22 protein-coding genes are annotated in these 25,446 nt (G+C 60.4%); 10 read left to right on the forward strand and 12 right to left on the reverse strand.

The features are described from left to right. Positions 1–26 precede the first annotated feature (26 nt). The 5 genes from AC1Q6Y_RS20105 to AC1Q6Y_RS20125 form a co-directional block, all read right to left on the reverse strand. Positions 27–1,049, reverse strand: a complete 1,023-nt coding sequence (locus AC1Q6Y_RS20105) for an SIS domain-containing protein (protein WP_489845296.1) — start codon at positions 1,047–1,049, stop codon at positions 27–29. After that, positions 1,030–2,136 (reverse strand): N-acetylglucosamine-6-phosphate deacetylase, encoded by a 1,107-nt coding sequence (gene nagA / locus AC1Q6Y_RS20110; RefSeq protein WP_492625031.1) that lies wholly within the window; start codon positions 2,134–2,136, stop codon positions 1,030–1,032. The genes AC1Q6Y_RS20105 and nagA overlap by 20 nt, the downstream gene beginning before the upstream one ends. Before the next feature lie 39 nt (positions 2,137–2,175). Further along, positions 2,176–2,907 carry a GntR family transcriptional regulator gene (locus AC1Q6Y_RS20115; protein WP_057716273.1) on the reverse strand — a complete coding sequence of 244 codons (732 nt, stop codon included), beginning with the start codon at positions 2,905–2,907 and terminating at the stop codon, positions 2,176–2,178. A gap of 295 nt (positions 2,908–3,202) precedes the next feature. Next, positions 3,203–3,706: a L,D-transpeptidase family protein gene (locus tag AC1Q6Y_RS20120; RefSeq protein ID WP_007982819.1), complete on the reverse strand. Its 504-nt coding sequence runs from the start codon at positions 3,704–3,706 to the stop codon at positions 3,203–3,205. 121 nt (positions 3,707–3,827) lie between these two features. Further along, positions 3,828–4,379, reverse strand: coding sequence for an NUDIX hydrolase (locus AC1Q6Y_RS20125; protein WP_057716272.1), 552 nt, complete (start codon positions 4,377–4,379; stop codon positions 3,828–3,830). 147 nt (positions 4,380–4,526) lie between these two features. Between AC1Q6Y_RS20125 and AC1Q6Y_RS20130 the strand changes: the two genes are divergently transcribed. The 8 genes from AC1Q6Y_RS20130 (at position 4,527) to guaA (ending at position 11,998) form a co-directional block, all read left to right on the forward strand. After that, entirely contained in the window at positions 4,527–5,126 is a 600-nt protein-coding gene (locus AC1Q6Y_RS20130; RefSeq protein WP_150813638.1) for a CoA pyrophosphatase, read from the forward strand. A gap of 71 nt (positions 5,127–5,197) precedes the next feature. Further along, entirely contained in the window at positions 5,198–5,722 is a 525-nt protein-coding gene (locus AC1Q6Y_RS20135; RefSeq protein ID WP_492625032.1) for a gamma carbonic anhydrase family protein, read from the forward strand. After that, positions 5,719–5,934: a DUF1289 domain-containing protein gene (locus AC1Q6Y_RS20140; RefSeq protein WP_090453267.1), complete on the forward strand. Its 216-nt coding sequence runs from the start codon at positions 5,719–5,721 to the stop codon at positions 5,932–5,934. Before AC1Q6Y_RS20135 ends, AC1Q6Y_RS20140 begins: the two co-directional genes overlap by 4 nt. Positions 5,935–6,140: 206 nt before the next feature. Next, positions 6,141–6,608, forward strand: coding sequence for a preQ0 transporter (locus AC1Q6Y_RS20145; protein WP_492625033.1), 468 nt, complete (start codon positions 6,141–6,143; stop codon positions 6,606–6,608). A gap of 77 nt (positions 6,609–6,685) precedes the next feature. After that, positions 6,686–7,867 carry a formate-dependent phosphoribosylglycinamide formyltransferase gene (gene purT, locus AC1Q6Y_RS20150; RefSeq protein ID WP_046040988.1) on the forward strand — a complete coding sequence of 394 codons (1,182 nt, stop codon included), beginning with the start codon at positions 6,686–6,688 and terminating at the stop codon, positions 7,865–7,867. A gap of 195 nt (positions 7,868–8,062) precedes the next feature. Beyond that, positions 8,063–8,611 carry a sugar ABC transporter ATPase gene (locus tag AC1Q6Y_RS20155; protein WP_154861742.1) on the forward strand — a complete coding sequence of 183 codons (549 nt, stop codon included), beginning with the start codon at positions 8,063–8,065 and terminating at the stop codon, positions 8,609–8,611. A gap of 240 nt (positions 8,612–8,851) precedes the next feature. Then, complete coding sequence (guaB, locus tag AC1Q6Y_RS20160) at positions 8,852–10,321, forward strand: IMP dehydrogenase (RefSeq protein WP_008053208.1); 1,470 nt, start codon at positions 8,852–8,854, stop codon at positions 10,319–10,321. Between the two features lie 99 nt (positions 10,322–10,420). Beyond that, positions 10,421–11,998 carry a glutamine-hydrolyzing GMP synthase gene (gene guaA, locus AC1Q6Y_RS20165; protein ID WP_008053207.1) on the forward strand — a complete coding sequence of 526 codons (1,578 nt, stop codon included), beginning with the start codon at positions 10,421–10,423 and terminating at the stop codon, positions 11,996–11,998. 190 nt (positions 11,999–12,188) lie between these two features. Here guaA and AC1Q6Y_RS20170 read toward each other — a convergent pair whose 3' ends face one another. Next, positions 12,189–16,880 carry a membrane-targeted effector domain-containing toxin gene (locus AC1Q6Y_RS20170; RefSeq protein WP_492625034.1) on the reverse strand — a complete coding sequence of 1,564 codons (4,692 nt, stop codon included), beginning with the start codon at positions 16,878–16,880 and terminating at the stop codon, positions 12,189–12,191. 189 nt (positions 16,881–17,069) lie between these two features. On the opposite strand from AC1Q6Y_RS20170, the gene AC1Q6Y_RS20175 reads away from it, so the two are divergent. Then, entirely contained in the window at positions 17,070–18,446 is a 1,377-nt protein-coding gene (locus AC1Q6Y_RS20175; RefSeq protein ID WP_492625035.1) for a multicopper oxidase family protein, read from the forward strand. After that, the gene (gene tadA, locus AC1Q6Y_RS20180) at positions 18,446–18,943 is read left to right on the forward strand and encodes a tRNA adenosine(34) deaminase TadA (RefSeq protein WP_492625036.1); all 498 of its coding nucleotides are present in this window, start codon (positions 18,446–18,448) and stop codon (positions 18,941–18,943) included. Before AC1Q6Y_RS20175 ends, tadA begins: the two co-directional genes overlap by 1 nt. A gap of 106 nt (positions 18,944–19,049) precedes the next feature. Here tadA and cmoB read toward each other — a convergent pair whose 3' ends face one another. The 6 genes from cmoB to lon form a co-directional block, all read right to left on the reverse strand. Continuing rightward, the gene (cmoB, locus tag AC1Q6Y_RS20185) at positions 19,050–20,006 is read right to left on the reverse strand and encodes a tRNA 5-methoxyuridine(34)/uridine 5-oxyacetic acid(34) synthase CmoB (protein WP_057716261.1); all 957 of its coding nucleotides are present in this window, start codon (positions 20,004–20,006) and stop codon (positions 19,050–19,052) included. Continuing rightward, positions 20,003–20,746, reverse strand: a complete 744-nt coding sequence (cmoA, locus tag AC1Q6Y_RS20190) for a carboxy-S-adenosyl-L-methionine synthase CmoA (RefSeq protein WP_008053199.1) — start codon at positions 20,744–20,746, stop codon at positions 20,003–20,005. The genes cmoB and cmoA overlap by 4 nt, the downstream gene beginning before the upstream one ends. Positions 20,747–20,935: 189 nt before the next feature. Next, entirely contained in the window at positions 20,936–21,571 is a 636-nt protein-coding gene (locus AC1Q6Y_RS20195) for a lysoplasmalogenase (RefSeq protein ID WP_057716259.1), read from the reverse strand. Between the two features lie 2 nt (positions 21,572–21,573). Next, positions 21,574–21,966: a protease inhibitor I42 family protein gene (locus AC1Q6Y_RS20200; RefSeq protein WP_492625037.1), complete on the reverse strand. Its 393-nt coding sequence runs from the start codon at positions 21,964–21,966 to the stop codon at positions 21,574–21,576. Positions 21,967–22,156: 190 nt separating this feature from the next. Next, the gene (locus AC1Q6Y_RS20205) at positions 22,157–22,615 is read right to left on the reverse strand and encodes a hypothetical protein (RefSeq protein ID WP_492625038.1); all 459 of its coding nucleotides are present in this window, start codon (positions 22,613–22,615) and stop codon (positions 22,157–22,159) included. 190 nt (positions 22,616–22,805) lie between these two features. Further along, the gene (gene lon, locus AC1Q6Y_RS20210) at positions 22,806–25,223 is read right to left on the reverse strand and encodes an endopeptidase La (protein ID WP_492625039.1); all 2,418 of its coding nucleotides are present in this window, start codon (positions 25,221–25,223) and stop codon (positions 22,806–22,808) included. Between the last annotated feature and the right edge of the window lie 223 nt (positions 25,224–25,446).

Below are 25,446 nucleotides of genomic sequence, written 5' to 3' on the forward strand. Positions count from 1 at the left end.
GAGCAAGCTCGCTCCTACAAGGGTGGTTAGTGTGTACGCGTCACTTTGCTCAGGTGCCGTGGCTGGTCCGGGTCCATGCCTCGGGCCACGGCCAGGCCGGCGGCCATCACGTAGAAACTCTGGATCGCGAGAATCGGGTCGAGGGCCGGGTGTTCGGCGCGGGTCAGCGTCAGGTCGCGTTCAAGCACGTCATCCGGCGCGGCCAGCAGGACAAGGGCGCCGCGTTGGCGCATGTCGGCGGCCAGGCTCAGCAAACCGGCCTGTTCGGCGCCCCGTGGGGCAAACACCAGCAGCGGGTAGTTGTCGCCTATCAAGGCCATCGGACCGTGACGGACTTCGGCGCTGCTGAAGGCTTCGGCCTGGATCGCCGAGGTCTCCTTGAACTTGAGCGCCGCTTCCTGGGCGATGGCGAAACCGGCGCCACGGCCGATCACCATCAGTCGCTGACAATCGCGCAAGGCGTCGATGGCCGGGCTCCAGTCCTGTTGCGCAGCGTCACGCAGGCCTTCGGGCAAGGCGCGGCAGGCGTCGAGCAGTTCGGTGTCTTCTTTCCAGTGGCCAATCAGCCGGGCACTGGCGCTGAGGGTGGCGATAAAGCTCTTGGTCGCCGCGACGCTGCTTTCGGTGCCGGCACACAGCGGCAGGCTGAATTCGCAGGCGGCTTCCAGGGGCGAGTCTTCCGCATTGACCAGCGAAATGCTCAAGGCGCCGCGCTTGCGCAACAGGCGCAGGCTGTTGACCAGGTCCGGGCTTTGCCCCGATTGCGAAAAGGCGAATGCCACCTGGCCGCTGACCTTCAGCGGTGCCTGTTGCATGGTCACCACCGACATCGGCAGCGACGCCACCGGGATGCCCAGCAGTTGCATGGTCAGGTAGGCGAAGTAACTGGCGGCATGGTCGGAGCTGCCACGCGCCACGGTCATGGCCACTTGCGGCGGCTGACGACGCAGGCGCCCGGCGATCTCGATCATCTGCGGGTCGAGTTGCTGTAATTGGGCTTGCACGGCCTCGAACGAGGACAGCGCCTCTTCAAGCATTTTTGAAGTCAATGTCTTCTCCTTCGACCATGACGGCGGTCAGTTTCAGTGAGCGATCCAGCCGCACACAGTCGGCCCAGGCCCCCGGTTGCAGGCGCCCGCGTTCGGTGATGCCGAGGTAGTCGGCGGGGAATTGCGACAGGCGCTGCGAGGCTTCGGCGATAGGCAGGCCGATTTTCACCAGATTGCGCAGAGCCTGATCCATGGTCAGGGTGCTGCCGGCCAGCGTGCCGTCGGGCAGGCGCACGCCACCGAGGCATTTGGTCACGGTGTGGCTGCCGAGTTTGTACTCGCCATCGGGCATGCCGGCGGCGGCGGTCGAGTCGGTGACGCAATACAGGCAAGGAATCGAACGCAGGGCCACGCGGATGGCGCCGGGGTGCACGTGCAGCAAATCCGGGATCAGCTCTGCGTATTTGGCGTGGGCCAGGGCAGCGCCGACGATCCCGGGCTCGCGGTGATGCAGCGGGCTCATGGCGTTGTAGAGGTGGGTGAAACTGCTGGCGCCGGCCTCCAGCGCGGCCACGCCTTCCTCATAACTGCCCAGAGTGTGGCCGATCTGCATGCGAACGCCGCGGCTGCTGAGGTCGCGGATCAAGGCATCGTGACCGGCGATTTCCGGGGCAATGGTGATCACCCGGATCGGTGCGAGCGCCAGGTACGCTTCGACTTCGGCCATCAGCGCGGTGTGGGCGAAGTTGGGTTGCGCGCCGAGTTTGCCCGGGTTGATGTAGGGGCCTTCGAGGTGTACGCCAAGCACCCGGGCGCTGCCTTGGGGCCGCTGCTCACAGAATTCGCCGACGGCCTGGAGCACGCTGGATATCTCTTCGCTCGGTGCCGTCATGGTAGTGGCCAGCAACGACGTAGTGCCGAAGCGCACGTGGGTTCGGGTGATGGTTTCGAAGGCCGGCGCGCCTTCCATGATGTCTTTGCCGCCGCCGCCGTGAACGTGCAGGTCGATGAAGCCCGGCAGCAGGTACGGCAGATCGTTGTCCGCCGGATCGCAGGGCTGGCCTTCGATCGACACGACTTTACCGTGCTCATGGACCAGTCGGCCGCGAACCCAGCCGTGGGCGGTGAGGATGTTGTCTTCGGACATGATCGGTTCTCTGGGTGGGCGGTTTCGCGATGCAGCGTTCTAGCGGCGAAGCTCTGCGACAAAGTCGTAGTAGTCGTTACGGCAATAGGTGTCGGTGACTTCGATGGGCGTGTTGTCTTCCAGGTAGCCGACCCGGGTCATCAGCAACATGGCGGTGCCGGGGGCGATGCCCACCAGGGCTGCGAATTCGTCCGAGGCGTTGATCGCCTGGATGTGCTGTAGGGCGCGGACAACCGGTTTGCCGATGCCGTCGAGGTATTCGTAGAGGGAATCGCCCACCGCCTGCGGCTTGGGAATGATCGAGGCGGGCAGGGTGCTCATCTCGATGGCCATCACCGTGTCGTCGGCCTTGCGCAGGCGTTTGAGGCGCGCGACTTTGTCGTTGGGCGACAGGCCGAGGCGGATCAGTTCTTCGTGGGTCGGCAGGGTGATTTCCCGCTCCAGCCATTGCGATCCGGGCACGAAACCCTTGAGGCGGAGCATTTCACTGAAACCGGAAAGGCGCGACAACGGTTGTTCGAGGCGCGGCGTGATGAAGGTGCCGGAGCCCTGGTTGCGGCGGATCAGGCCTTGTTCGAACAACACTTCCAGAGCCTTGCGTGCAGTGACGCGGGAGATGCCCAGCGCCTCGCTCAGATTGCGCTCCGACGGCATGGCCTGTTCGGCTTTCCACTGGCCGGCATGGATCGCCGCTTCCAGATTGCGTGCCAGTTGCAGGTACAACGGCGTGGGTTGGGTGTCGTCCGGGCGCAGGGCTGAAAGGTCGTTCATTTAATTATTGTCCGACGCGTCTGTAGGAAAGTTACTTGTTCGCTGTAGGACAAAAAACTAATACCACTTGAATACCATGTCAATGCAGCTCTCAGGCTGCAGGTGCGGTAAACAGGCCTTATTGGGCGCAGTGGAAAGAGGCTGGATTGAAGTGGTATTAGCGGTGGGAGGATTTAAAGCAAAGATCGCAGCCTTCGGCAGCTTCTACAGGGGGAAATGGTATTCACCCTGCAGGAGCTGCCGAAGGCTGGAATTTTTTTGATTTTTTTTGCGAGGCGACCAAAGGTCGGGGGATTTACGGGCGGATCTCGATCATCGTGCCGTCCGGCACCAGGTTCCAGACTTCGCGCATGTCCATGTTGCGCATGGCGATGCAGCCGTCGGTCCAGTCCAGGGTGTGGAACAGGTCTTCCGGGGTGTCTTCGCTGTCCGGGGTGCCGTGGATCATGATCATGCCGCCGGGCTCGACGCCTTCACGACGGGCGCGGGCGGAGTCGCTGATGTTCGGGTAGGAAATGTGCATCGCCAGGTTGAAACGGTCGCTGATCTTGCGCCAGTCGACCCAGTAGAAGCCTTCCGGGGTGCGCTTGTCGCCTTCCATCAGCTTCGGCCCCTTGGGACGCTTGCCCAAGGAAATGCGATAGGTTTTGAGCGGCTTGCCGTCATTGATCAATTGCAATTGATGGGAAGACTTGAGAATCAGGATTTTCTCGATGACCTTGCCGTCCAGGGTTTCCACGGCAGAAGCCTGGGACACCGTGACAAACGACAAACAGAACAGGGCAAGCAACCAGCGCATTGAAACGATTCCCCAGGAGGTGTCGCGACTATTTATGTATAGAAGTTTTTGCAGGAGCTGCCGCTGGCTCGGGCCGCATTCGGACAATCTTTCGGCGCCTCCCGGTGATGCCGAGATGACATCAGATAATGGCAGGCTGAGCAAGCGGCGGGATCGATTCAGACCGAACGGGATAGATTTCGGTCCGCCGGTCAGCGAAGAAGCATTCTAAGGTACGGCCCACCGTGCGGAAAGCCAGCTCATCCCATGGAATGTCCGCTTCGTCGAATAGTTGCACTTCCAGGCTCTCGGGGCCGGCGCAAAAGTCCAGGTCCACCAGTTCGGCACGGAAGAACACGTGCACCTGGCTGATGTGCGGCACGTCGATCAGGGTATAGATGTTCAGGTTGCGCACCCGGGCGCAGGCTTCCTCGGCCGTCTCGCGAATGGCGGCCTGTTCGATGGTCTCGCCGTTCTCCATGAAACCGGCGGGCAGGGTCCAGTAACCGCGTCGCGGCTCGATGGCCCGCCGGCACAGCAATACCTGGGTGCCCCAGGTCGCCACGCAGCCGGCGACGATGTTGGGGTTCTGGTAGTGAATGGCGTGACAACTGTCGCAGACAAAGCGCAGGCGCGAATCGCCTTCGGGAATGCGCTGGGTCACCGGGTTACCGCACTGGCTGCAAAATTTCATGCTGGGGTTCCTGAATGCTGCGCCTATCTTGGCGTGCGGCAGTGCCGGTCGGCAAGTTGTCGTTTCGCGACATGGGGCGGTTGCGGGGGTTGGGCGACCGCAGCGATTGGTGCATGATGCCGGGTAAGGCACAAATCGAGAACACTCATGCTGGACGAGCTACTGCATCGGGTTAGTAACCACACTCCACGCACACTGGAGACCGATCGTCGTTTTCCCGAGGCAGCGGTGCTGGTGCCCATCACCCGCAGTGACGAGCCCGAGCTGGTGTTGACCCTGCGTGCCAGCGGCCTGTCGACCCATGGCGGCGAAGTTGCCTTCCCCGGCGGGCGCCGTGACCCCGAAGACCCCGACCTGATTTTCACCGCCTTGCGTGAAGCCGAAGAAGAGATCGGCCTGCCGCCGGGGCTGGTCGAGGTGATCGGACCGCTCAGCCCGCTGATCAGCCTGCATGGCATCAAGGTCACGCCCTATGTCGGGGTGATCCCGGATTTTGTCGAATACCGGGCCAACGACGCCGAGATCGCCGCGGTGTTCAGCGTGCCCCTGGAATTCTTCCGTAAAGACCCTCGCGAACATACCCACCGCATCGACTATCAGGGCCGCAGCTGGTACGTGCCGAGCTATCGCTATGGCGAATACAAGATCTGGGGGCTGACGGCGATCATGATCGTCGAGTTGATCAACCTGCTGTATGACGCCAAAATCAGCCTGCATCAGCCTCCCAAAAGCTTTATCAATATCTGAAGCCATCGTTCGAATGGCCTGAATCCTGGTTTTGCTGAAAAAAGCCTGCCTGAGCCTTGAGGAATACAACAATGAATTACCGCCTGGGCGACGCCCGCGTCGAAACCCATCCACAGAGCTGGGTCGCACCCAATGCCGTGCTGGTGGGCAAGGTCAAGCTGGAAGAGGGCGCCAACGTCTGGTTCAACGCCGTATTGCGCGGCGACAACGAATTGATCCTGATCGGCAAGAACAGCAACGTCCAGGACGGCACCGTGATGCACACCGACATGGGCTACCCACTGACCATCGGTACCGGCGTGACCATCGGCCACAACGCCATGCTCCACGGCTGCACCGTCGGCGACTACAGCCTGATCGGCATCAACGCGGTGATTCTCAATGGTGCGAAGATCGGCAAGAACTGCATCATCGGCGCCAACTCGCTGATCGGCGAAGGTAAGGAGATTCCGGACGGATCGCTGGTCATGGGCTCGCCCGGCAAAGTGGTGCGTGAGTTGACCGAGCCGCAAATCAGGATGCTGGAAGCCAGCGCTGCTCACTACGTGCATAACTCGCAGCGCTATGCCCGCGACCTGGCCGAGCAGGAAGAATGACTGCCAGCGAACGCCCGGTTGCATCACCCTGCGTGAATATTTGTGCGCTGGACGACGATGACATCTGCACCGGTTGCCAACGCACGGTGGAGGAGATTACCCGCTGGAGCCGGATGACCAACGACGAGCGGCGCACGGTGTTGGGGTTGTGTCATGAGCGGGCCAAGGCCAGTGGGTTGATCTGGATGTTGCCTTCCAAATCCGATAACTGAATCGCCCTCAGAAAGTGCTTCGCACTTTATCGCGAGCAAGCTCGCTCCCACATGGGAATGCGTTCGACTGTAGGAGCGAGCTTGCTCGCGATGGACTCAAGAGCACCGCGGGGAACCAGACGTCCCGCGTTATCGTTAACGACCATCGCGAGCGGGCTCGCTCCTACAGTATCCTGTGCGGCAAAATTACAGGTACTTCCACGCCCATGCTCTTCCTGATCGCCTACATCAGCAGCGTCGTGCTGATCAATTACGCCTTTTCCACCGCCCCGCACCTGGACATCATCTGGTCGGCCTGGGGTGGGCTGGTGTTTGTGTTGCGCGATATGGTGCAAACCCGATTCGGGCATGGCGCCCTAGCAGCGATGCTGGTGGCGCTGGTGTTGTCCTATGTCACCTCCGATCCGTCCATCGCCCTGGCCAGCGCCACGGCGTTCGCGGTTTCCGAGTGCATCGACTGGCTGGTGTTCAGCATCACCCGGCGCCCGCTGCATGATCGCCTGTGGATAAGTTCGACCCTGAGCATTCCCCTCGATACCTTTATCTTTTTCGGCATGATCGACGCCCTGACGCCAGGCGTGATCCTCACCGCCCTGGGCTCGAAATTCGCCGGGGTCACCGCCGTGTGGCTGATCATGGCCTGGCGCTTGCGCAAACAGGCTGTCGTCAGCTGAAGTTCATGTAAAATGCCGCGCTTTCTCCCCATGGGAAGCGTGCTTCCCTCGATGATCCGCTCCTTGAGGACCTTCAGATGACCCGTATCGGAACTCCATTGTCGCCGACCGCGACCCGCGTATTGATGTGTGGCTGTGGCGAGTTGGGCAAGGAAGTGGTGATCGAGCTGCAACGCCTGGGCGTTGAAGTGATTGCCGTGGACCGCTACGCGAATGCGCCGGCCATGCAGGTGGCGCACCGCAGCCACGTGATCAACATGCTCGATGGTGCCGCCCTGCGTGCCGTGATCGAAGCCGAAAAGCCGCACTTCATCGTGCCGGAAATCGAAGCCATCGCCACCGCGACCCTGGTGGAACTGGAGGCCGAAGGCTTCACCGTTATCCCGACCGCCCGTGCTGCGCAGCTGACCATGAACCGTGAAGGCATCCGTCGCCTGGCCGCTGAAGAGCTGGACCTGCCAACCTCGCCGTACCACTTCGCCGACACCTTCGAGGACTACAGCAAAGCCGTTGAAGACCTCGGGTTCCCGTGCGTGGTCAAGCCGGTCATGAGTTCCTCGGGCAAGGGCCAGAGTCTGCTGCGTAGCGTCGATGACGTGCAGAAGGCCTGGGACTACGCCCAGGAAGGTGGCCGTGCCGGTAAAGGTCGGGTGATCATCGAAGGCTTCATCGATTTCGACTACGAAATCACCCTGCTGACCGTGCGCCACGTCGGCGGCACCACCTTCTGCGCGCCGGTCGGTCACCGTCAGGAGAAGGGCGACTACCAGGAATCCTGGCAGCCGCAAGCCATGAGCCCGGTTGCCCTGGCTGAGTCCGAGCGTGTCGCCAAAGCCGTGACCGAAGCCTTGGGTGGCCGTGGTCTGTTCGGCGTCGAGCTGTTCATCAAGGGTGATCAGGTGTGGTTCAGCGAAGTCTCGCCGCGCCCGCATGACACCGGCCTGGTCACGCTGATTTCCCAGGACCTGTCGCAGTTCGCCTTGCACGCACGGGCCATTCTCGGTCTGCCGATCCCGTTGATCCGTCAGTTCGGGCCTTCGGCCTCGGCGGTGATCCTGGTGGAAGGGCAGTCGACCCAGACCGCTTTCGCCAACCTGGGTGCTGCCTTGAGCGAGCCGGATACCGCGCTGCGCCTGTTCGGCAAGCCTGAAGTCAACGGCCAGCGCCGCATGGGCGTGGCCCTGGCGCGCGACGAATCGATCGAAGCCGCCCGCGCCAAGGCGACCCGTGCTTCGCAGGCGGTTGTTGTCGAGCTGTAAAAACAGCTGCGGCGGGCCTATACCTTCTAAAGGCTCGCCTACTGATTCTTGTAGGAGCGAGCTTGCTCGCGATGGACTAGAGGGCGACGCGTTCAATCAGAAAGTACGCGTTATCGTTAACGACCATCGCGAGCAAGCTCGCTCCCACAGGTAATTCGCGTCCGATCTTTTATCAGCGCTCCAGGCCTGTACCCCATGAATTCCCAAAGCATCATCGTCCCGAAAATCTCCACCCTGCCGGTACACGAACCCCGGGCCCGGGCCGTCGTGCGCTGGCTGGTGCGCAAGAACATCATCCAGGAAGAACTGACCACGTGCGGCCGCACCGGCAATCGCATGGGCCATGCGATCGCCGAGGGTGCCCGTGAGGTGGTCCTGCACCCGGACGCGCTGCCATTCGGCGAGCCGGTCAACGGTCTGGAGATCATCACCAAGCGCTGCATCTATACGCCGGCCAAGGGTTTTCTTGGCGAAGCGGGCTGCGCCGAGTGCCGCAAGGAAGTGGGTGAAGCCCTGTTCGAAAGCCTGGAAGACTGGATGCCGGGGCGTACCGACAACTTCACCTGTCCCGAATGCGGGCATGAAGACGACATCAACGGCTTCCTGTTTCTGCAGGAGTGCGGCTTCTCCAACCTCGGTTTCATCTTCAACAACTGGGCCGAAGCCGGGTTCAAACAGAGCTTTATCGATGAATTCGCCGATTGGCTGGATCAGCCGGTCAGTTGGGTGAAAGTCGAACTCTGATGACCTTGTAGGAGCGAGCCTGCTCGCGATGGTCGTGAACGATGACGCGTGCTGTCTGAAAACAAGCGTTGCCTGCAAGCTCATCGCGAGCAAGCTCGCTCCCACAAAAAAGCAGCAATCCGTAACGCCGTAATCCCCGTATGTCAGTAATGCCAATAATAGACAGAGTTTTACATTGAACCCGAAGGGGTGTCTGACTATAATGGCGCGCTTCCATTTTCCCGCTCGGGAGCCCCCGCGATGCTGCGTATCAGCCAAGAAGCTCTGACATTCGACGACATTCTCCTAGTGCCCGGTTATTCCGAGGTGCTTCCTAACGAAGTCAGTCTCAAGACCCGCCTTACCCGTGGCATCGAGCTGAATATTCCACTGGTTTCCGCTGCCATGGACACCGTCACTGAAGCCCGTCTGGCAATCGCCATGGCTCAGGAAGGTGGTATCGGTATCATCCACAAGAACATGACCATCGAGCAGCAAGCTGCCGAAGTCCGCAAGGTCAAGCGTTACGAAGCTGGTGTGGTCAAAGACCCGATCACCATCGTCGCCGACGCCACCGTGCGCGAGTTGTTCGAATTGACCCGCATGCACAACATCTCCGGCGTTCCGGTACTGCACAATGGCGACCTGGTCGGCATTGTCACCTCCCGTGACGTGCGTTTCGAGAACCGTCTGGAAGCCACCGTCCGTGAAGTGATGACGCCTAAAGAGCGTCTGGTCACGGTCAAGGAAGGCGCCGACAAGAACGATGTGCGTGAACTGCTGCACAAGCACCGTATCGAACGCGTGCTGATCGTCGACGACAAATTCGCCCTCAAGGGCATGATGACCGTCAACGACATCGAAAAAGCCAAGGCTTACCCGCTGGCCAGCAAGGACGATCAAGGTCGTCTGCGCGTGGGTGCTGCAGTCGGTACCGGTAAAGACACCGGTGATCGCGTTGCCGCACTGGTCGCCGCCGGCGTTGACGTGGTGGTGGTCGACACCGCTCACGGTCACTCCAAGGGCGTGATCGACCGCGTTCGCTGGGTCAAGCAGAACTTCCCTGAAGTGCAGGTCATCGGCGGCAACATCGCCACCGGCGCTGCCGCCAAGGCCCTGGCCGAAGCGGGCGCTGACGCAGTCAAGGTCGGTATCGGCCCTGGCTCGATCTGCACCACCCGTATCGTCGCCGGTGTCGGCGTGCCGCAAATCAGTGCCATCGCCAACGTCGCCGCTGCCCTTGAAGGCACTGGCGTACCGTTGATCGCCGACGGCGGCATCCGTTTCTCCGGTGACCTGTCCAAGGCCATCGTGGCCGGTGCTTCCTGCGTGATGATGGGCTCGATGTTCGCCGGTACCGAAGAAGCGCCGGGCGAGATCGAACTGTTCCAGGGCCGTTCGTACAAGGCTTATCGCGGCATGGGTTCGCTGGGCGCCATGTCCCAGGCCCAGGGTTCCTCCGACCGTTACTTCCAGGACTCCTCGGCAGGCGCCGAGAAGCTGGTTCCGGAAGGTATCGAAGGGCGTGTTCCGTACAAGGGCACCCTGAGCGCGATCATCCACCAGTTGATGGGCGGCCTGCGCTCCTCGATGGGCTACACCGGCAGCGCCGACATCGAAGAGATGCGCACCAAGCCTGAGTTCGTGCGGATCACCGGCGCCGGCATGGCCGAATCCCACGTTCACGACGTGCAGATCACCAAGGAAGCGCCAAACTACCGCGTAGGTTGAGCCTTCAAGCAACAAGCTAAGCAACCGGGGCTGTTTTATTCAGCCCCGAGTTGTTTCTGAATCACGACTGTTTCCGAATTTTTTAGACGAGACTGAATCATGGCCCTCGACATTCACGCTCACCGCATCCTGATCCTCGACTTCGGTTCCCAGTACACCCAGCTGATCGCCCGCCGCGTGCGTGAAATCGGCGTGTACTGCGAACTGCACCCGTTCGACATGGACGAAGATGCGATCCGCGAATTCGCTCCTAAAGGCGTCATCCTCGCCGGCGGCCCAGAGTCGGTTCACGAAGCCAACAGCCCTCGCTGCCCGCAAGCCGTTTTCGACCTGGGCGTGCCGGTCTTCGGTATCTGCTACGGCATGCAGACCATGGCCGAGCAACTGGGCGGCAAGGTTGAAGGTTCCGAGCTGCGTGAGTTCGGCTATGCCCGCGTTGATGTAGTCGGCAAGAGCCGCCTGCTGGACGGCATCGAAGACCACATCGACGCTGACGGCCTGTTCGGCCTCGACGTGTGGATGAGCCACGGTGACAAGGTCACCCGCATGCCGGAAGACTTCCACATCCTGGCCAGCACTCCGAGCTGCCCGATCGCCGGCATGTTCAGCGACGAGCGTCGTTACTACGGCGTGCAGTTCCACCCGGAGGTGACCCACACCAAGCAGGGCGGTCGCATCCTGTCGCGCTTCATCCTCGACATCTGCGAGTGTGAAGCCCTGTGGACCCCGTCGAAAATCGCTGAAGACGCCATCGCCCAGGTTCGCGCCCAGGTCGGCACCGACAACGTCCTGCTCGGCCTGTCCGGCGGTGTGGACTCGTCCGTGGTTGCCGCGCTGCTGCACAAAGCCATCGGCGACCAACTGACCTGCGTGTTCGTCGACAACGGCCTGCTGCGCCTGCACGAAGGCGAGCAAGTGATGGCCATGTTCGCCGAGAACATGGGCGTCAAGGTGATCCGCGCCAACGCCGAAGAGCAGTTCCTCGGTAACCTGGCCGGCGAAGCCGACCCGGAGAAGAAGCGCAAGATCATCGGCCGTACCTTCATCGACGTGTTCGATGCCGAATCCTGCAAGCTGGACAACATCAAGTACCTGGCCCAGGGCACCATCTATCCGGACGTGATCGAGTCGGCTGGCGCGAAAAGCGGCAAGGCCCACGTGATCAAGTCGCACCACAACGTGGGTGGCCTGCCGGAAGAAATGAACCTCAAGCTGGTTGAACCCCTGCGCGAGCTGTTCAAGGACGAGGTCCGTCGTCTGGGTCTGGAGCTGGGCCTGCCGTACGACATGGTCTACCGTCACCCGTTCCCGGGCCCGGGCCTGGGCGTGCGCATCCTCGGTGAAGTGAAGAAGGAATACGCCGACCTGCTGCGTCGCGCCGACCACATCTTCATCGAAGAACTGCGCAAGGCCGACTGGTATCACAAGGTCAGCCAGGCATTCGTGGTGTTCCAGCCGGTGAAATCGGTTGGCGTGGTGGGTGATGGCCGTCGTTACGCCTGGGTCGTGGCCCTGCGTGCCGTGGAAACCATCGACTTCATGACCGCGCGTTGGGCTCATCTGCCTTACGAACTGCTGGAAACCGTCAGCGGCCGCATCATCAATGAAATCGAAGGCATCTCCCGCGTCACCTACGACGTGTCGAGCAAGCCGCCAGCGACCATTGAGTGGGAATGATCGTATGAGCCTGTGAACGCAGGCTCAAAACGATAGCGACAAAAAGAAGCCCCGGGTTGTGAGACCCGGGGCTTCTTGCGTTTCAGTTGTGTTCGCCCCAAATCCCCTGTGGGAGCGAGCTTGCTCGCGATGAGGCCGACACATCCAGCATCTCCCGCGCCTGACACGCCGCCATCGCGAGCAGCTTGATTTATACCGGCAAACGCCCTTCGAGGTTCATGCCCATACGGCTAAGACCCCAGGACAGCTCGTCGATGCTGGCATAAGGCACCTGATTCACGTCGGTCCATGCGGGGCGATTGATCAGGTAGCTGCCGTCAGCCGTGCGCTCGACCGGTGTTCTTGCCAGTTGACCGACTCTGCTGCGATGGATCAGTGTCCAGTTTCCGTTCGACTTCTCGAAAGTGAACATGCCCTGCCGATACAGCAGCCGATCGAGTGCTTCCGGTGTCTTTTCAAGCAACGGCAGTGGCATCTGCAAGCTCAAGTCAGCGTGCAGGGTGTCGTAATTTCCATCGGTGAGTTCGGGTTGAGTGGCAAAGCCGCGGCCTACCTCAATGCCTCGATCCGTTTCAATCAGCAGGCTTTCTTCCGGCAGCACTTCTTCGATGCGCAAACCAATACCGCCCTGCATTTCGCTGATGCCGGGCATTCCACGAAAGGTGTTGATGTTTTCCTGATCCGTCAGCACCACCCATCTGCCCGCTCCGTTGAGCGTTTTGTCGGCCTCCATGATGGTGTGGGTGAGGTAGGTCTTGATGGCTTGCTCATGCATGTCGGGAAGTGATGGGCCGGGGAAACGGTAACTGGCCAGGCAGTCGGTTGCCTGAATCCGAATGCCATTTTGTTGAGCCGCCTTGACCACTTCAAGCGGGGTGAATCTGCCGGAGGGATCGCTTTTCAGCTTTTGCAAATACGCCTTGAGATCATCGGGCATTGACCCGGTCTTGAAGAATTGATCGAGTTCCACCTGGTTGAAATCGTTAAGCAGGCGATGGAAATAGATCGTCTTGACTTCCTGTTGGGCAAGGGTCGGCATGTTCTCGATGAGAAACCGCATGCTGGCAATGCGGTCCTGGCTTTCACCGATGACCAGGCCCGGTGCCGCTTCAAATATCTTCGGGAGCAGTTCTGCGGCAGTGGTTGATGGCGTCACGACTGGAAGCTGCGGACGAGGGGGTAATGAAGCGAAAAATCCACTGCGGGAAAAGAATTGACGGGCGTCTTGTGACAGCGTGGCGCGCGGGGCCGCGACGTATCGTGCGTAAGTGGACTCTGCGCGAAAGCTTCCGTCTGGCTGACGGACCAGTTTGATATGGGTTTCTCTCTCGCCCATCGCCAGTAGTCTGATACTGAATCGGTTAGTTGCGTCGTATTGCGTGGCCGGGCGGCGCAGGATGGCCTGTGTTGGCTCTTGAACAGAGGCAGACGCAGTGGCCGGAGCAGATGTAGACGGCGGAACGCGGGACCCGCCCGGATGCCGGTTTCCACCACCCCTGAGCCCGGCTCGGGGTGTCAGCTCCCATTCGCCCTCGGCATTGAGACGCACAGGGAGTGAACCTGAAAACGCGTTGGGATTTTCAGGGTCGATGATGGCCCAGGTGCCGCCTCCGTTGGGATCGGCTTCGTAGCGCACGTAATAAGCCCTGTCATCGAGCAAGATCGCGGTGGCGGGGTTGGAGTCGAGTTGATAGATACCCTGGAATTTTCCGGCTTCACTCACGGGTGTCTGCCCCTCGAGCAGTTCATTGGCTTGCCAGTGGTCCGGTATTTCGATGGGTTGAGAGGTTCCTGACAAGGGTGAATCGAGTTCACTTGCCAGCTCGACGGGCCAGCCCATGGGCTTCATGCCCTTTGCAACCAACGCTTGCTTGAGTTCTTCGAGGTTGTCCACTGTCATGGACTCGTAGGCTGGCCGAAGCGGGGTATCCAGATTCAGCCTTCCACCCGGCGTGGATCTGATGACGCTGTCTGCCATCCCGTTGTTGGCATTGCGATAAACTACAAGGACGCTGCTGCGGTAGCGCTGGAAGGTGAACATCCCCGGTTCAGGCAGCAGCGCTCGCAGTTGTTGCGGGGTCCTGTATGCCCACGGGGTTTGCATCTGCACGCGCCAGTCGCCTTTGATCAGTGCATGGACGCTGTCGAAGTCCATGCCATCAGATACGTAAAAAACAGGGGAATCCGGATAGTCCGCATGCTCCACAGCCAACCCCGGATCGGAGTTGATGGGTTGCGCTTGCCCCGGCGCTACGTCATCGATACGAATGCTCAGGGCATCGGTCTGTTCGCTAATGCCGCGATAGCCTCTGAATGTCGCCATGTTTTCCTGATTGACCAAGGCAACCCATTTGGCCGGTTCTTTCAATGCTTCGTTGAACCGGATGACCTCGCTGGCAAAAAAACTCCTGGCCATCTGGTAATCGGATTCCCAGTTAATCGCTTCTTTGTTGATGTTGTAGGTCGTCGACATGTCGATGGCCTGAACCCGGATCTGTTGGGCATTGGCGGCTTTGACCAGCGCCAGCAGATTGAATTGGCCTGTCGGGTCGTTACCGGCCTTGATGTCGAGTTTGTTCAGGTAGTTTTCCAGCTCGGCGGGCATTTCACCGGTGCGCGCGAAGGTGTCCAGTTCGAGTTGATTGACGTTGGCCAGCAGCTCCTGCAAGTACAAGGTCTTGACGCCCTGTTGCGCGAGCGTTGGCATGTTTTCGATCAGGAACTGTTTGCTGCCGATGCTGCCCCGGCTCTCGCCGACGACCAGCCCCGGTTTTTCCGCGTAGGCCGTTTCAAGCAGCTCGCCTGGCGTCGCAAACGCTTGTGCAGAGGACGCCGGTTGGCTCAGCGTCGGAGGGTGAAGCTCGTACCAGGCCCTGGCGTCGCTGACCAGGTTGCGACGAGGTTCTTCCTGGGCCATCTCGAATTCGCTGAGGGTGATGACCTCTTGGTCGGCATCGGACATGAGTACGCTGTGGACGTCGATGTCTGCCACTGACCAGATCCGTCTGAACGGGCTGCGTACGTCGGGTCCACCCAGCGCCCATGCCCGCATTTCAGGGTCGTCAAGGCCCGGCACGTGAACGCCTGGCCGTTGTGACGACTCCTCGACGGCGGGGGAGGCCGCGTCCGCTGCTTGCATCCCGCCTCTGAGGCCCAGTTTGGGAACAACTTCCCATTCTCCCGAATCATTCATAAACCGTACTGGAATCGAATCCGTAAAGGAGTCGGGATTGGCCGGGTCGATGATTGCCCAGTACCCACGCCCGTTGAGGCTGTTTTCATAACGCACGTAATAGGCGTTGCCGTTGAGTTTGATGGCGGACGAAGGATTCGAGGCGAGCCGATATGTACCCTGGAACTTGCCTGACTCACGAACCAGGGCGTCATCGCTGAGCACATCATTAATCCTGAAGGAGTCCGGCACTGATGACGCGGGCCTGTCCTCAGTCGAGCCCGTGACAGCCTCTGATTCTCCTTCGATGGTTCCGACCTTCGACCCGGCGGTTTCGGCAGGTGTGGTTGATTCAATCAGATCAGCCATTTCTTTGGCTTCGGCGGCGTCGATGTCCGGGCCGATTTCCTCCAGCGATCCTGGACCTTTGAGCACCAGGAGGTTGAACAGCAAATCGATACCGCTGAGCACGGCGCCAAGAACGCCGGCCTTGCGTTCCTTGGCGGTTTTGCCATTGACCGCCTGATCGATGTTCAAACCCAGGCTGGCGATACTGGCGCCGACCACCGGCAGGGCAATCGGCCAACCGACCACCGCCATGGGGCTAAATACTTTTAAACCGGCGCTGAGGTAACCGATCCACAGTTTCTTGCGCAGATCGCCATTGGACGTCAGCGAGAGTTCGGCTTCGGCAAACATTGCGCTTTTGGTCGAGTTGCTCAACCAACTGAATGCGTCGCCGGTGATGATCTGGTTTTTTTGATTGATCAGGTGATGGTCGTACTTGCCCCAGGTGCTGATCAGCCGGTTCATGATATCGGTGATGTTCTTGTCGATGGTTTGACGATCGGCCAAGGAAAAATGCGTCATGAAGCCTCGGCGAGCCTCTTCTTCGTTCATCTGCTGCAACATCCAGTAGTGCATGTCCGTCGCGGTTTCCAGCACTTTGAAAGCGACGTTTTCACCGGGCAGATACACGATCTGGCGCCCCTTGGGTGCGACGAAACGCAGGATGTTGGTGGTAAGGTACCCGTCGACGTCCAGAGCCCGAACAATGTCGGCGCAAGGGTGCTGAGCCCGCAGCATCTGCAGGTCGACAGGCCAGTTGATCGGGCCCATTACGGCGTTCGTGACAAACTGGAAGTCATCGTCGCTCAACTGCCGTTTGTCCCTGGCCTTTACGGCTTGTATCAGAAAATTGCATTTGGCCAGGGTTCGGAAGTCGGTGCCGGACTGCTTCCAGAACGCGGTCAATTTGTCGGTATAGAGCGTGCTGAAATCGATGTTCCAGAACGCCTTCAACACCTCGTTGCCGTGCAGGCGTACTTCGTTGGTTTCGTTGAACCTCCCGGCGTTCGGGCCGGCGGTATAAAAGCCTGCATAGACGTCAAGCAGGTCGGCGTTGTCCTGATCGCTGGTGCGAAAGCGCTGGATCACCAGCTGTGTCAGGGTCGTGGTTGAGGTCGGCGTTGCTTTGACATGCTCCCAACCAGTGAACGTTTTCGAACTGCTTTCCGCTGTGTCGAAACGGTGGAAGTACACCTGATCCGGATCGAGGTCGGTAATGCCGGATTTTTTCAGTAAGTCGCTGGCGACTTCGTGCGCCGTGTCTTGCAGGCTCGGGCAAGTCTGGATCACGGTGGTGGCGATCGCCTTGAGCGCGGCCTTGTCGGCGGCATTGGGCAGCGGGCGTGTTTCGTTCGGGTTCATGCACTCTCTTTCCTTGAGAAAACGGGATGTCGAGGATGGCCGGTTTTTTCAAGGCAAGTGCACTACATAGTTATGCCCACAGCTGATGTGCGGCCACAGGTCACCCTTACCGTTTCGCAGTTGCAGGTGTATCGTATTCGCCTTTTGCAGGCCCCGGGCCTGTCGCTGATACGTGAGGTAGTTGAGTTCATGTCGTTTACCCGTCGCCAAATCCTCGGTGGCCTGGCCGGTCTTGTTGTCGTTGGTGTCGGTGCTGGGGGCGCGTCGCGCTACTGGCTGGGCAAGATGGCCGACGCCGATGCGGGCCACGACTATGAGCTGATCGCAGCGCCGTTGGACGTGGAACTGGTAGCCGGGCACAAGACCCAGGCTTGGGCCTTCGGCCCTTCGGCGCCGGGCACCGAGTTGCGGGTGCGCCAGGGGGAATGGCTGCGGGTGCGTTTCATCAACCACCTGCCGGTCGCCACCACCATCCACTGGCACGGCATCCGTCTGCCGCTGGAAATGGACGGTGTGCCTTACGTCTCGCAGCTGCCGGTGCTGCCGGGCGAATACTTCGATTACAAATTCCGCGTGCCTGATGCCGGCAGCTACTGGTATCACCCCCATGTGAGCAGCAGCGAGGAACTCGGTCGCGGCCTGGTCGGCCCGCTGATTGTCGAGGAGCGTGAGCCCACCGGCTTCAAGTACGAAAAAACCTTGAGCCTGAAGAACTGGCACATCGATGAGCAAGGCGCTTTCGTCGACTTCAGTATTCCCCGGGAAGCGGCCCGTGGCGGCACGGCGGGGCGTCTGTCGACCATCAACGGCATCGCGCAAGCGGTGATTGATTTGCCGGCCGGGCAGATCACCCGTGTACGTTTGCTCAACCTCGATAACACCTTGACCTATCGCCTGAATATTCCCGGCGTCGAAGCGCAGATCTATGCGCTGGATGGCAACCCCATCGAACCGCGCCCGCTCGGCAAGGAATACTGGCTCGGCCCCGGCATGCGTATCTGCCTGGCGATCAAGGCGCCGCCGGCCGGTGAAGAGTTGTCCCTGCGCAACGGCCCGGTGCGCCTGGGTACGCTGCGTTCGGTGGCCAACACCGACGCCCCGACCGAGTGGCCGCCCGCGCTGCCCGCAAACCCGGTGGCCGAGCCGGACCTGGCCAATGCCGAGAAACTCAACTTCAATTTCGAATGGGTCGGTTCGGTGTCGGTGAACGTCGATAATGGCAAGCCGCCAAGCCTGTGGCAGATCAACGGCAAGGCCTGGGACATCACCGACAAGACTTGCGCCGACCGCCCGATCGCCAAACTGGAAAAGGGCAAGAGCTACATTTTCGAATTGAAAAACATGACCCAGTATCAGCACCCGATTCACCTGCACGGCATGAGTTTCAAGGTCATCGCCTCGAACCGGCACAAGGTCATTCCGTATTTCACCGACACCTACCTGCTGGGCAAGAACGAGCGCGCGCAGGTAGCGCTGGTGGCGGATAATCCGGGTGTATGGATGTTCCACTGCCATGTGATCGATCACATGGAAACCGGCCTGATGGCCGCTATCGAGGTGGCGTGATGCGTCAGATTCGTCCCGCCGCCATCATCGACCGCAGTCGTGATCGCGAATTCATGCGTGAGGCCCTGGCACTGGCGGCCCAAGGCGCGGCCCTCGGCGAAGTGCCGGTGGGCGCGGTACTGGTCCAGGATGGGGAAATCATCGGTCGCGGCTTCAACTGCCCGATCAGTGGCAACGACCCCAGCGCCCACGCCGAGATGGTCGCAATCCGCGCCGCCGCCCAGGCCGTCAGCAATTACCGACTAACCGGCAGTACGCTTTACGTGACGCTGGAGCCGTGCAGCATGTGCGCGGGCCTGATCGTGCACTCGCGGATTGCCCGGGTGGTGTACGGCGCGCTGGAACCCAAGGCGGGGATCGTGCAGAGCCAGGGGCAGTTCTTTACCCAGGGTTTCCTGAATCATCGGGTGTTGTATGAAGGCGGGGTGTTGGCGGATGAGTGTGGAGCGGTGTTGAGCGAATTCTTCAAGGCCCGGCGCGCAAAACCTTCAGACTAATCTCCGAATCCCCTGTAGGAGCGAGCCTGCTCGCGATGGAGTGTCAGGCTAAGTGGTATCGACTGACACACCATCGCGAGCAAGCTCGCTCCTACAGGTTCTTGCGTTACTTTCTGGCGACGATTACGGCCCGCATCGGCGCCGGCAACCCTTCAATGGTCTTGCTGTGATCTTCCGGATCGAGGAAGTCACTGAGCGACTGATACTTCATCCACTCCGTCCCGCGCTGTTCCTCGATCGTGGTGGTGCTCACGTCCACGCACTTCACGTCTGTGAACCCGGCACGTCGCAACCACAACTCCAGCGCCGGCACCGACGGCAGGAACCACACGTTGCGCATCTGCGCGTAGCGGTCCTCCGGCACCAGCACCTGATGTTTGTCGCCTTCGACCACCAGGGTTTCCAGCACCAACTCACCGCCCTTGACCAGGCAATCCTTCAGCGCCAGCAAATGTTCGATGGGCGAACGGCGGTGGTAGAACACACCCATGGAAAACACTGTGTCGAACCCTTCGAGGTTCGGCGGCAGGTCTTCGAACGGGAAGGGCAGGTGCCAGGCGTTCGGCTCGGACAGGTAGCGTTGCACCGCCTGGAACTGGCAGAAGAACAGCCAGTTCGGGTCGACACCGATCACGCTGTCCGCGCCGGCGCCAAGCATGCGCCACATGTAATAACCGTTGCCACAGCCGACATCGAGGATGCGCTTGCCTTTCAGGTTCAGGTGCGGGGCGACCCGTGACCACTTCCAGTCCGAGCGCCATTCGGTGTCGACGTGCACGCCGAACAGGTCGAACGGCCCTTTGCGCCATGGCGACAGGCCCATCAGCGCGGTACGCATTTGCGCGCGGGTCTCGTCGCTGCAATCGGTATCGAGCTTCAAGCCATTGAGCAAATCGACTTCGCTCGGCTGGATCTTCGGCAGGGCGTCCAGCGCGCTTTGCCAGCGTTCCAGGTCGCCATGGCCCTTTTCCATTTTCTTGTCGAGTTGCGCTTGCAGAGTGTTGGCCCATTCGGCCAGCGGCGTGCCGGCCAGACGGCGGGCGAGGGGAGACAGATCAATCATGGCAAGGCAATCAACGAGGCAAAGTTAAGACACTGGAACCACGGCACGACTTTCGAGAACCCGGCGGCCAACAGGCGTTCGCGGTGTTCTTCGAGGCTGTCGGGCTTCATGACGTTTTCGATGGCGCTGCGCTTCTGGGCGATTTCCAGTTCGCTGTAGCCGTTGGCGCGTTTGAAGGCGATATGCAGGTCGGTGAGCAACGCGTGTTCCTGCTCGTCTTCGAAACGCAGTTTTTCCGAGAGGATCAGGGCGCCGCCGGGCAACAGCGACTGACGGATGCGCGACAGCAATGCCGTGCGTTGGTCCGGGGCGATGAACTGCAGGGTGAAGTTCAGCGCCACCACCGAGGCCGGCTGGAACTCCAGGGCGAGGATGTCGCCTTCGATCACCTCCACCGGCAGCAACTCCTGGAACATCGAATCCTGCCCGTTGAGGTACTCGCGGCAGCGTTCGACCATCGCTGCGGAGTTATCCACAGCGATCACCCGGCAGCCATCGGTGCGCACGTGCCGGCGCAAGGCCTGGGTCACGGCACCCAGCGACGAGCCGAGGTCGTAAAGCACGCTGCCCGGCTGGGCGAACTGCGCGGCGAGCACGCCGAGGTTTTCGACGATGGTCGGATAACCCGGCACCGAGCGCTTGATCATGTCCGGGAACACCCGCACCACGTCCTCGTTGAAGGCGAAGTCAGGCACCTGGGCCAGAGGCTGGGCGAAAAGGCGATCGGGTTCTTTGCTCACGGCGGTTCCAGCGGTGTAGGTGGAAAAGGCCGGCATTTTAGCCAAGTTGGCGCGGGGATGCGCGGGTTGTCTGATAAACCGCCAAGCAGCCTGCAAAGTCTGTGTGTTCAGTGATATTGCTATCGCGAGCAAGCTCGCTCCCACAAGGGCTGTGCAATACCTGTGGGAGCGAGCTTGCTCGCGATGGGGTCAGCGCGGTTTCTGAGTGAACGCCGATGCCGTGATCCCCCATTGCCCCAGCCAATAGCTGAGGATGATCACGTACGGCGCCGCGTCGAACGGCACCACGAAGCGGCTGATGCCGATCACGCTGTCGGAGAACACGAATGCTACTGCACCCGCCGCCGCCAGTAGCGCCGAGCGTTTGGGCACATCGGTCCCGAGTCGGGCCAGGGCGCGCCAGAGCATGGCGCTGATCGCCGTGCCATAGACAATCACGGGCACCAACAATGGCCCGAGGCCGTTGGAAATCAGAATCCCCAGCAGGACGGCGCCGACGCCGAGGGCCAGCACCAGTGGCAGCAATGCCAGGCGCCGGCAATCGCTCAAATACGCTTTCAGATAGGCCAGATGCGCAACCAGAAACGCCCCAAGGCCGAACACGAACAAATCCCCCGGCCATGCCAGCAACACGTCGCCGACCAGGGAGAAAATCAACCCCAGGCTGATCCAGCGCCGATATTCGCCTGGTGGTGCGTCATGCAACCAGCCAAGCAGGGCCAGCACCGGCAGCGGCTTGACCAGCAGGCACAGCAGGGACGCATGCACGCTCAGGCCATAAAGGAAGGTCACTGCGCCCATCAGCGCCAGAATCAGCCAGCCCACGGTCAGTTGACCGAAATCGCGCAGTCGAACGAATCCACCGGCAGTACTTCCGGCGCCCACGGCTGTTGCGAGGTCAGGCGCAAACGGCCGGTGCCGGTCGCAAACGCCTGAAAGCGCCAGGTCGAGACTCCGGCCGCGCCGACAATGCCGGCATCTTCCGGATTTCGATAAACCTCCGGGCCCAGGGCGTGCAATACACCGCCGGCCGAATCCTGGATCGCCCAGCGATAACCCGTGGTCGGATTGCTCGGCAGGGTCAGGATCAGGTTTTGCCCGTTGCTGAGTTTCACCGGACATTCGCTTTGTTTTTCCACTGTCACGTTGTGCGCAGGTTGCGTGGCGCATCCGGCCAGCAGGGCGAGGGCGAGGGGGACAAACAGGCGAATGGGGGACATGTGGTCAGTGGCTCCGGCGTTCACGACGAACGGCGAGCATAACCGAGATGAGACAAAGTGTGACAGTCGCCCGCAATGGGGGTGTAAGAGTTGACGCTATCGCGAGCGGGCCACACACAGGGGGTAGAGGTAACCTCGTGAGAGCGACCTGCTCGGGATAAAAAAAATATTTACTGGTAGTGCTTAACGGTTAACTCACAAGAGAAAAACAGAAATCGCTTTCTGATGTAAATTCGATGCCATGCGGATCTTTGAACTTCATAACGACATTGCCAGAGTACTGTTGTGTTTCGTTACTCACGGTCAAGTTCATGACACCTTCCAATGCCCAATGGCTGGTGTAGGCAGGGAAGTTTTCGGTATAGGAAATTTCTATCAAATAGTCCGGAGAGTTCAGTGTGTAGCTTCCCGTCTCGATATGCTTGGGCATGTAAATGTCAAAGGCCCGGTCGAGTGGGGTGTTTTTTTTACCGGCCTTGAAAATGGCGAGGATTTCCCTGTTTCCGACGCCGGCGAAAAATTCTTCGGACCGGAAGTCTTCACGATTCTGAAGGGTTGCATTCAAGTGGTTGTTTGGGCAGCAACGGCGAAATTTGACATTGTCATTAATGCGTTCGTCGACAAGATTTCTTCGTAGTTTGATATCCATGGGGTTCTCTCCTTTGTGCTTCTCGCACGAATGATTTGAACCTTGAGGATATAGAGCCGAAGTGCCTGGATGTACTCTCTGTTCTGATGGGATTACAAACCTATTAATTAATTATTTATTTTTAGTTATTGCTGGCCTCGAAAAAATGGTCAGGTTACGAGCCTGACCATTTCGAAATCACACTGTTTAATCAGAACAACACCTTCGCCACATCCGCAAAGCGCTTGGCGAAGTGCACGGTAATCCCTTCCTTCAGATACTCCGGCAGCTCCTCGAAATTCCCCCGGTTGGCCTCCGGCAAAATCAGTTCGAAAATCTTCTGCCGCCGCGCTGCGATCACCTTTTCCCGCACCCCGCCAATTGGCAGCACATGCCCGGTCAACGTCAGTTCGCCGGTCATGGCCACGCCTTTTTTCGGTGGCTGATTGCGTGCCAGCGACAGCAGGGCGCTGGCCATGGTCACGCCGGCGCTCGGGCCGTCTTTTGGCGTCGCGCCTTCCGGCACGTGCAGATGGACGAAGGCTTCGTCAAAGAATTTCGGATCGCCGCCATAGGACTTCAGATGCGAACTGACGTAGCTGTAGGCGATCTCCGCCGACTCTTTCATCACATCACCCAATTGCCCGGTGAGCTTGAACCCACGGTTGAGGGTGTGGATGCGCGTGGCTTCGATCGGCAGGGTTGCACCGCCCATGCTGGTCCAGGCCAGCCCGGTGATCACGCCGACCCCCGCCAGCACCTGCTCGTTGCGGAACACCGGTTTGCCGAGTGAAGCCTCCAGGTCTTTCGGTCCGAGCTTGATCACGGCTTTTGGTTCGTCGAGCAGTTTCATCACCGCTTTGCGCACCAGTTTGCCGAGGTTTTTTTCCAGCTGGCGCACGCCGGCTTCACGGGCATAACCGTCGACCAGCGCCTTGAGCGCGCTGTCGCTGATGCTCAGGCTGCCCTTGGACACGCCGGCTTTCTCAAGCTGCTTGGGCCACAGGTGACGCTTGGCGATGGCGACTTTTTCTTCGGTGATGTAGCCCGACAGGCGAATCACTTCCATCCGGTCCAGCAGCGGGCCGGGGATCGAATCCAGGGTATTGGCGGTACAGACGAACAGCACTTTCGACAGGTCCATCCGCAGATCGAGGTAGTGGTCGAGGAACTCGACGTTCTGCTCCGGATCGAGGGTTTCCAGCAGCGCCGAGGCCGGGTCGCCCTGGTAGCTCTGGCCCATCTTGTCGATTTCGTCGAGCATGATCACCGGGTTCATCACTTCGACGTCTTTCAACGCCTGCACCAGTTTGCCCGGCTGCGCGCCGATGTAGGTGCGGCGATGGCCCTTGATCTCGGCTTCGTCGCGCATGCCGCCAAGGCTGAAGCGATAGAACGGCCGGCCCAGGGATTCGGCGATGGATTTGCCGACGCTGGTCTTGCCCACGCCCGGCGGGCCCACCAGCAATACGATGGAACCGCTGATCTCGCCTTTGTAGGCGCCGACCGCGAGAAATTCGAGGATACGGTCCTTGATGTCATCGAGGCCGGCGTGGTGTTTGTCCAGCACCTTGCGCGCGTGCTTGAGGTCGAGTTTGTCCTCGCCGTACACGCCCCACGGCACCGAGGTCGCCCAGTCGATGTAATTGCGGGTCACCGCATATTCCGGCGAGCCGGTCTCGAGGATCGACAGCTTGTTCATTTCTTCTTCGAGGCGTTTCTGCACCTGCGTCGGCAGGACTTTGCCCACCAGCCGCTGCTCGAACTGTTCGAGGTCGGCGCTGCGGTCGTCCTTGGTCAACCCCAGCTCCTGCTGGATAACCTTGAGTTGTTCCTTGAGGAAAAACTCGCGCTGATGTTCGCCGATCTTTCGGTTAACTTCGGCGGAAATCTCTTTTTGCAGGCGCGCGACTTCGACTTCCTTGCGCAGCATCGGCAGGACTTTTTCCATGCGCTTGAGCATCGGCACGCAGTCGAGCACTTCCTGCAACTCGCTGCCGGTGGCCGAGGTGAGCGCGGCGGCGAAGTCGGTCAGCGGCGACGGATCGTTGGGGCTGAAGCGGTTGAGGTAGTTCTTCAGCTCTTCGCTGTACAGCGGGTTGAGCGGCAGCAGTTCCTTGATCGCATTGATCAGCGCCATGCCGTAGGCCTTGACCTCGTCGGTCGGCTCGGTGGGCTGGTGCGGGTATTCGACTTCCACCAGGTACGGCGGGCGGTGATGCTTGAGCCAGGTCTTGAGGCGTACGCGGGTCAGGCCTTGGGCGACGAACTGCAGCTTGCCGTTTTCGCGGCTGGCGTGGTGCACCTTGACCAGCGTGCCGTAGAGCGGCAGGGCCGATGTGTCGAAGTGGCGCGGGTCTTCCTGGGGCGTGTCCACGTAGAACAGGGCCAGGGAGTGGTGATCGGATTTGCTGACCAGATCGAGGGTTTCGGCCCACGGTTCTTCGTTGACGATGACCGGCAGCACCTGGGCCGGGAAGAACGGTCGGTTATGGATCGGGATGACGTAGACCTTGTCCGGCAGGTTCTGGCCAGGCAGGGCCAGGCCTTTGCCAGGTTTGTGCTGCTGGGCGTTTTCCGGATCGGCGTATTCACTCGGGTCTTCGGGGAATTCCTGCTGGTCGCTCATGGGGGCACCTGCGCAATGGGTATGGGTCTTAGATGGGGCAGGTTGGCGGTGGTTTCAACGGTCATTTTCTGCGACGCGGTGTTTCGCAGGTGTGTTCAGCGCAGAGACAGGTTAGCTGGATTTCGGCACGACACCGGCCCCCTGTAGGAGGGGGGGGGGGGGGGGGGGGGGGGGGGGGGGGGGGGGGGGGGGGGGGGGGGGGGGGGGGGGGGGGGGGGGGGGG

It is taken from the genome of Pseudomonas sp. GW823-FHT06E10 (assembly GCF_058794995.1).

Bases quoted from the DNA above. Each gene is read 5' to 3' on its own strand.
- nagA (WP_492625031.1), bottom strand. From the start codon at position 2,136: ATGTCCGAAGACAACATCCTCACCGCCCACGGCTGGGTTCGCGGCCGA.
- AC1Q6Y_RS20115 (WP_057716273.1), bottom strand. From the start codon at position 2,907: ATGAACGACCTTTCAGCCCTGCGCCCGGACGACACCCAACCCACGCCG.
- AC1Q6Y_RS20120 (WP_007982819.1), bottom strand. From the start codon at position 3,706: ATGCGCTGGTTGCTTGCCCTGTTCTGTTTGTCGTTTGTCACGGTGTCC.
- AC1Q6Y_RS20125 (WP_057716272.1), bottom strand. From the start codon at position 4,379: ATGAAATTTTGCAGCCAGTGCGGTAACCCGGTGACCCAGCGCATTCCC.
- AC1Q6Y_RS20130 (WP_150813638.1), top strand. From the start codon at position 4,527: ATGCTGGACGAGCTACTGCATCGGGTTAGTAACCACACTCCACGCACA.
- AC1Q6Y_RS20135 (WP_492625032.1), top strand. From the start codon at position 5,198: ATGAATTACCGCCTGGGCGACGCCCGCGTCGAAACCCATCCACAGAGC.
- AC1Q6Y_RS20140 (WP_090453267.1), top strand. From the start codon at position 5,719: ATGACTGCCAGCGAACGCCCGGTTGCATCACCCTGCGTGAATATTTGT.
- AC1Q6Y_RS20145 (WP_492625033.1), top strand. From the start codon at position 6,141: ATGCTCTTCCTGATCGCCTACATCAGCAGCGTCGTGCTGATCAATTAC.
- purT (WP_046040988.1), top strand. From the start codon at position 6,686: ATGACCCGTATCGGAACTCCATTGTCGCCGACCGCGACCCGCGTATTG.
- AC1Q6Y_RS20155 (WP_154861742.1), top strand. From the start codon at position 8,063: ATGAATTCCCAAAGCATCATCGTCCCGAAAATCTCCACCCTGCCGGTA.
- guaB (WP_008053208.1), top strand. From the start codon at position 8,852: ATGCTGCGTATCAGCCAAGAAGCTCTGACATTCGACGACATTCTCCTA.
- guaA (WP_008053207.1), top strand. From the start codon at position 10,421: ATGGCCCTCGACATTCACGCTCACCGCATCCTGATCCTCGACTTCGGT.
- AC1Q6Y_RS20170 (WP_492625034.1), bottom strand. From the start codon at position 16,880: ATGAACCCGAACGAAACACGCCCGCTGCCCAATGCCGCCGACAAGGCC.
- AC1Q6Y_RS20175 (WP_492625035.1), top strand. From the start codon at position 17,070: ATGTCGTTTACCCGTCGCCAAATCCTCGGTGGCCTGGCCGGTCTTGTT.
- tadA (WP_492625036.1), top strand. From the start codon at position 18,446: ATGCGTCAGATTCGTCCCGCCGCCATCATCGACCGCAGTCGTGATCGC.
- cmoB (WP_057716261.1), bottom strand. From the start codon at position 20,006: ATGATTGATCTGTCTCCCCTCGCCCGCCGTCTGGCCGGCACGCCGCTG.
- AC1Q6Y_RS20200 (WP_492625037.1), bottom strand. From the start codon at position 21,966: ATGTCCCCCATTCGCCTGTTTGTCCCCCTCGCCCTCGCCCTGCTGGCC.
- AC1Q6Y_RS20205 (WP_492625038.1), bottom strand. From the start codon at position 22,615: ATGGATATCAAACTACGAAGAAATCTTGTCGACGAACGCATTAATGAC.
- lon (WP_492625039.1), bottom strand. From the start codon at position 25,223: ATGAGCGACCAGCAGGAATTCCCCGAAGACCCGAGTGAATACGCCGAT.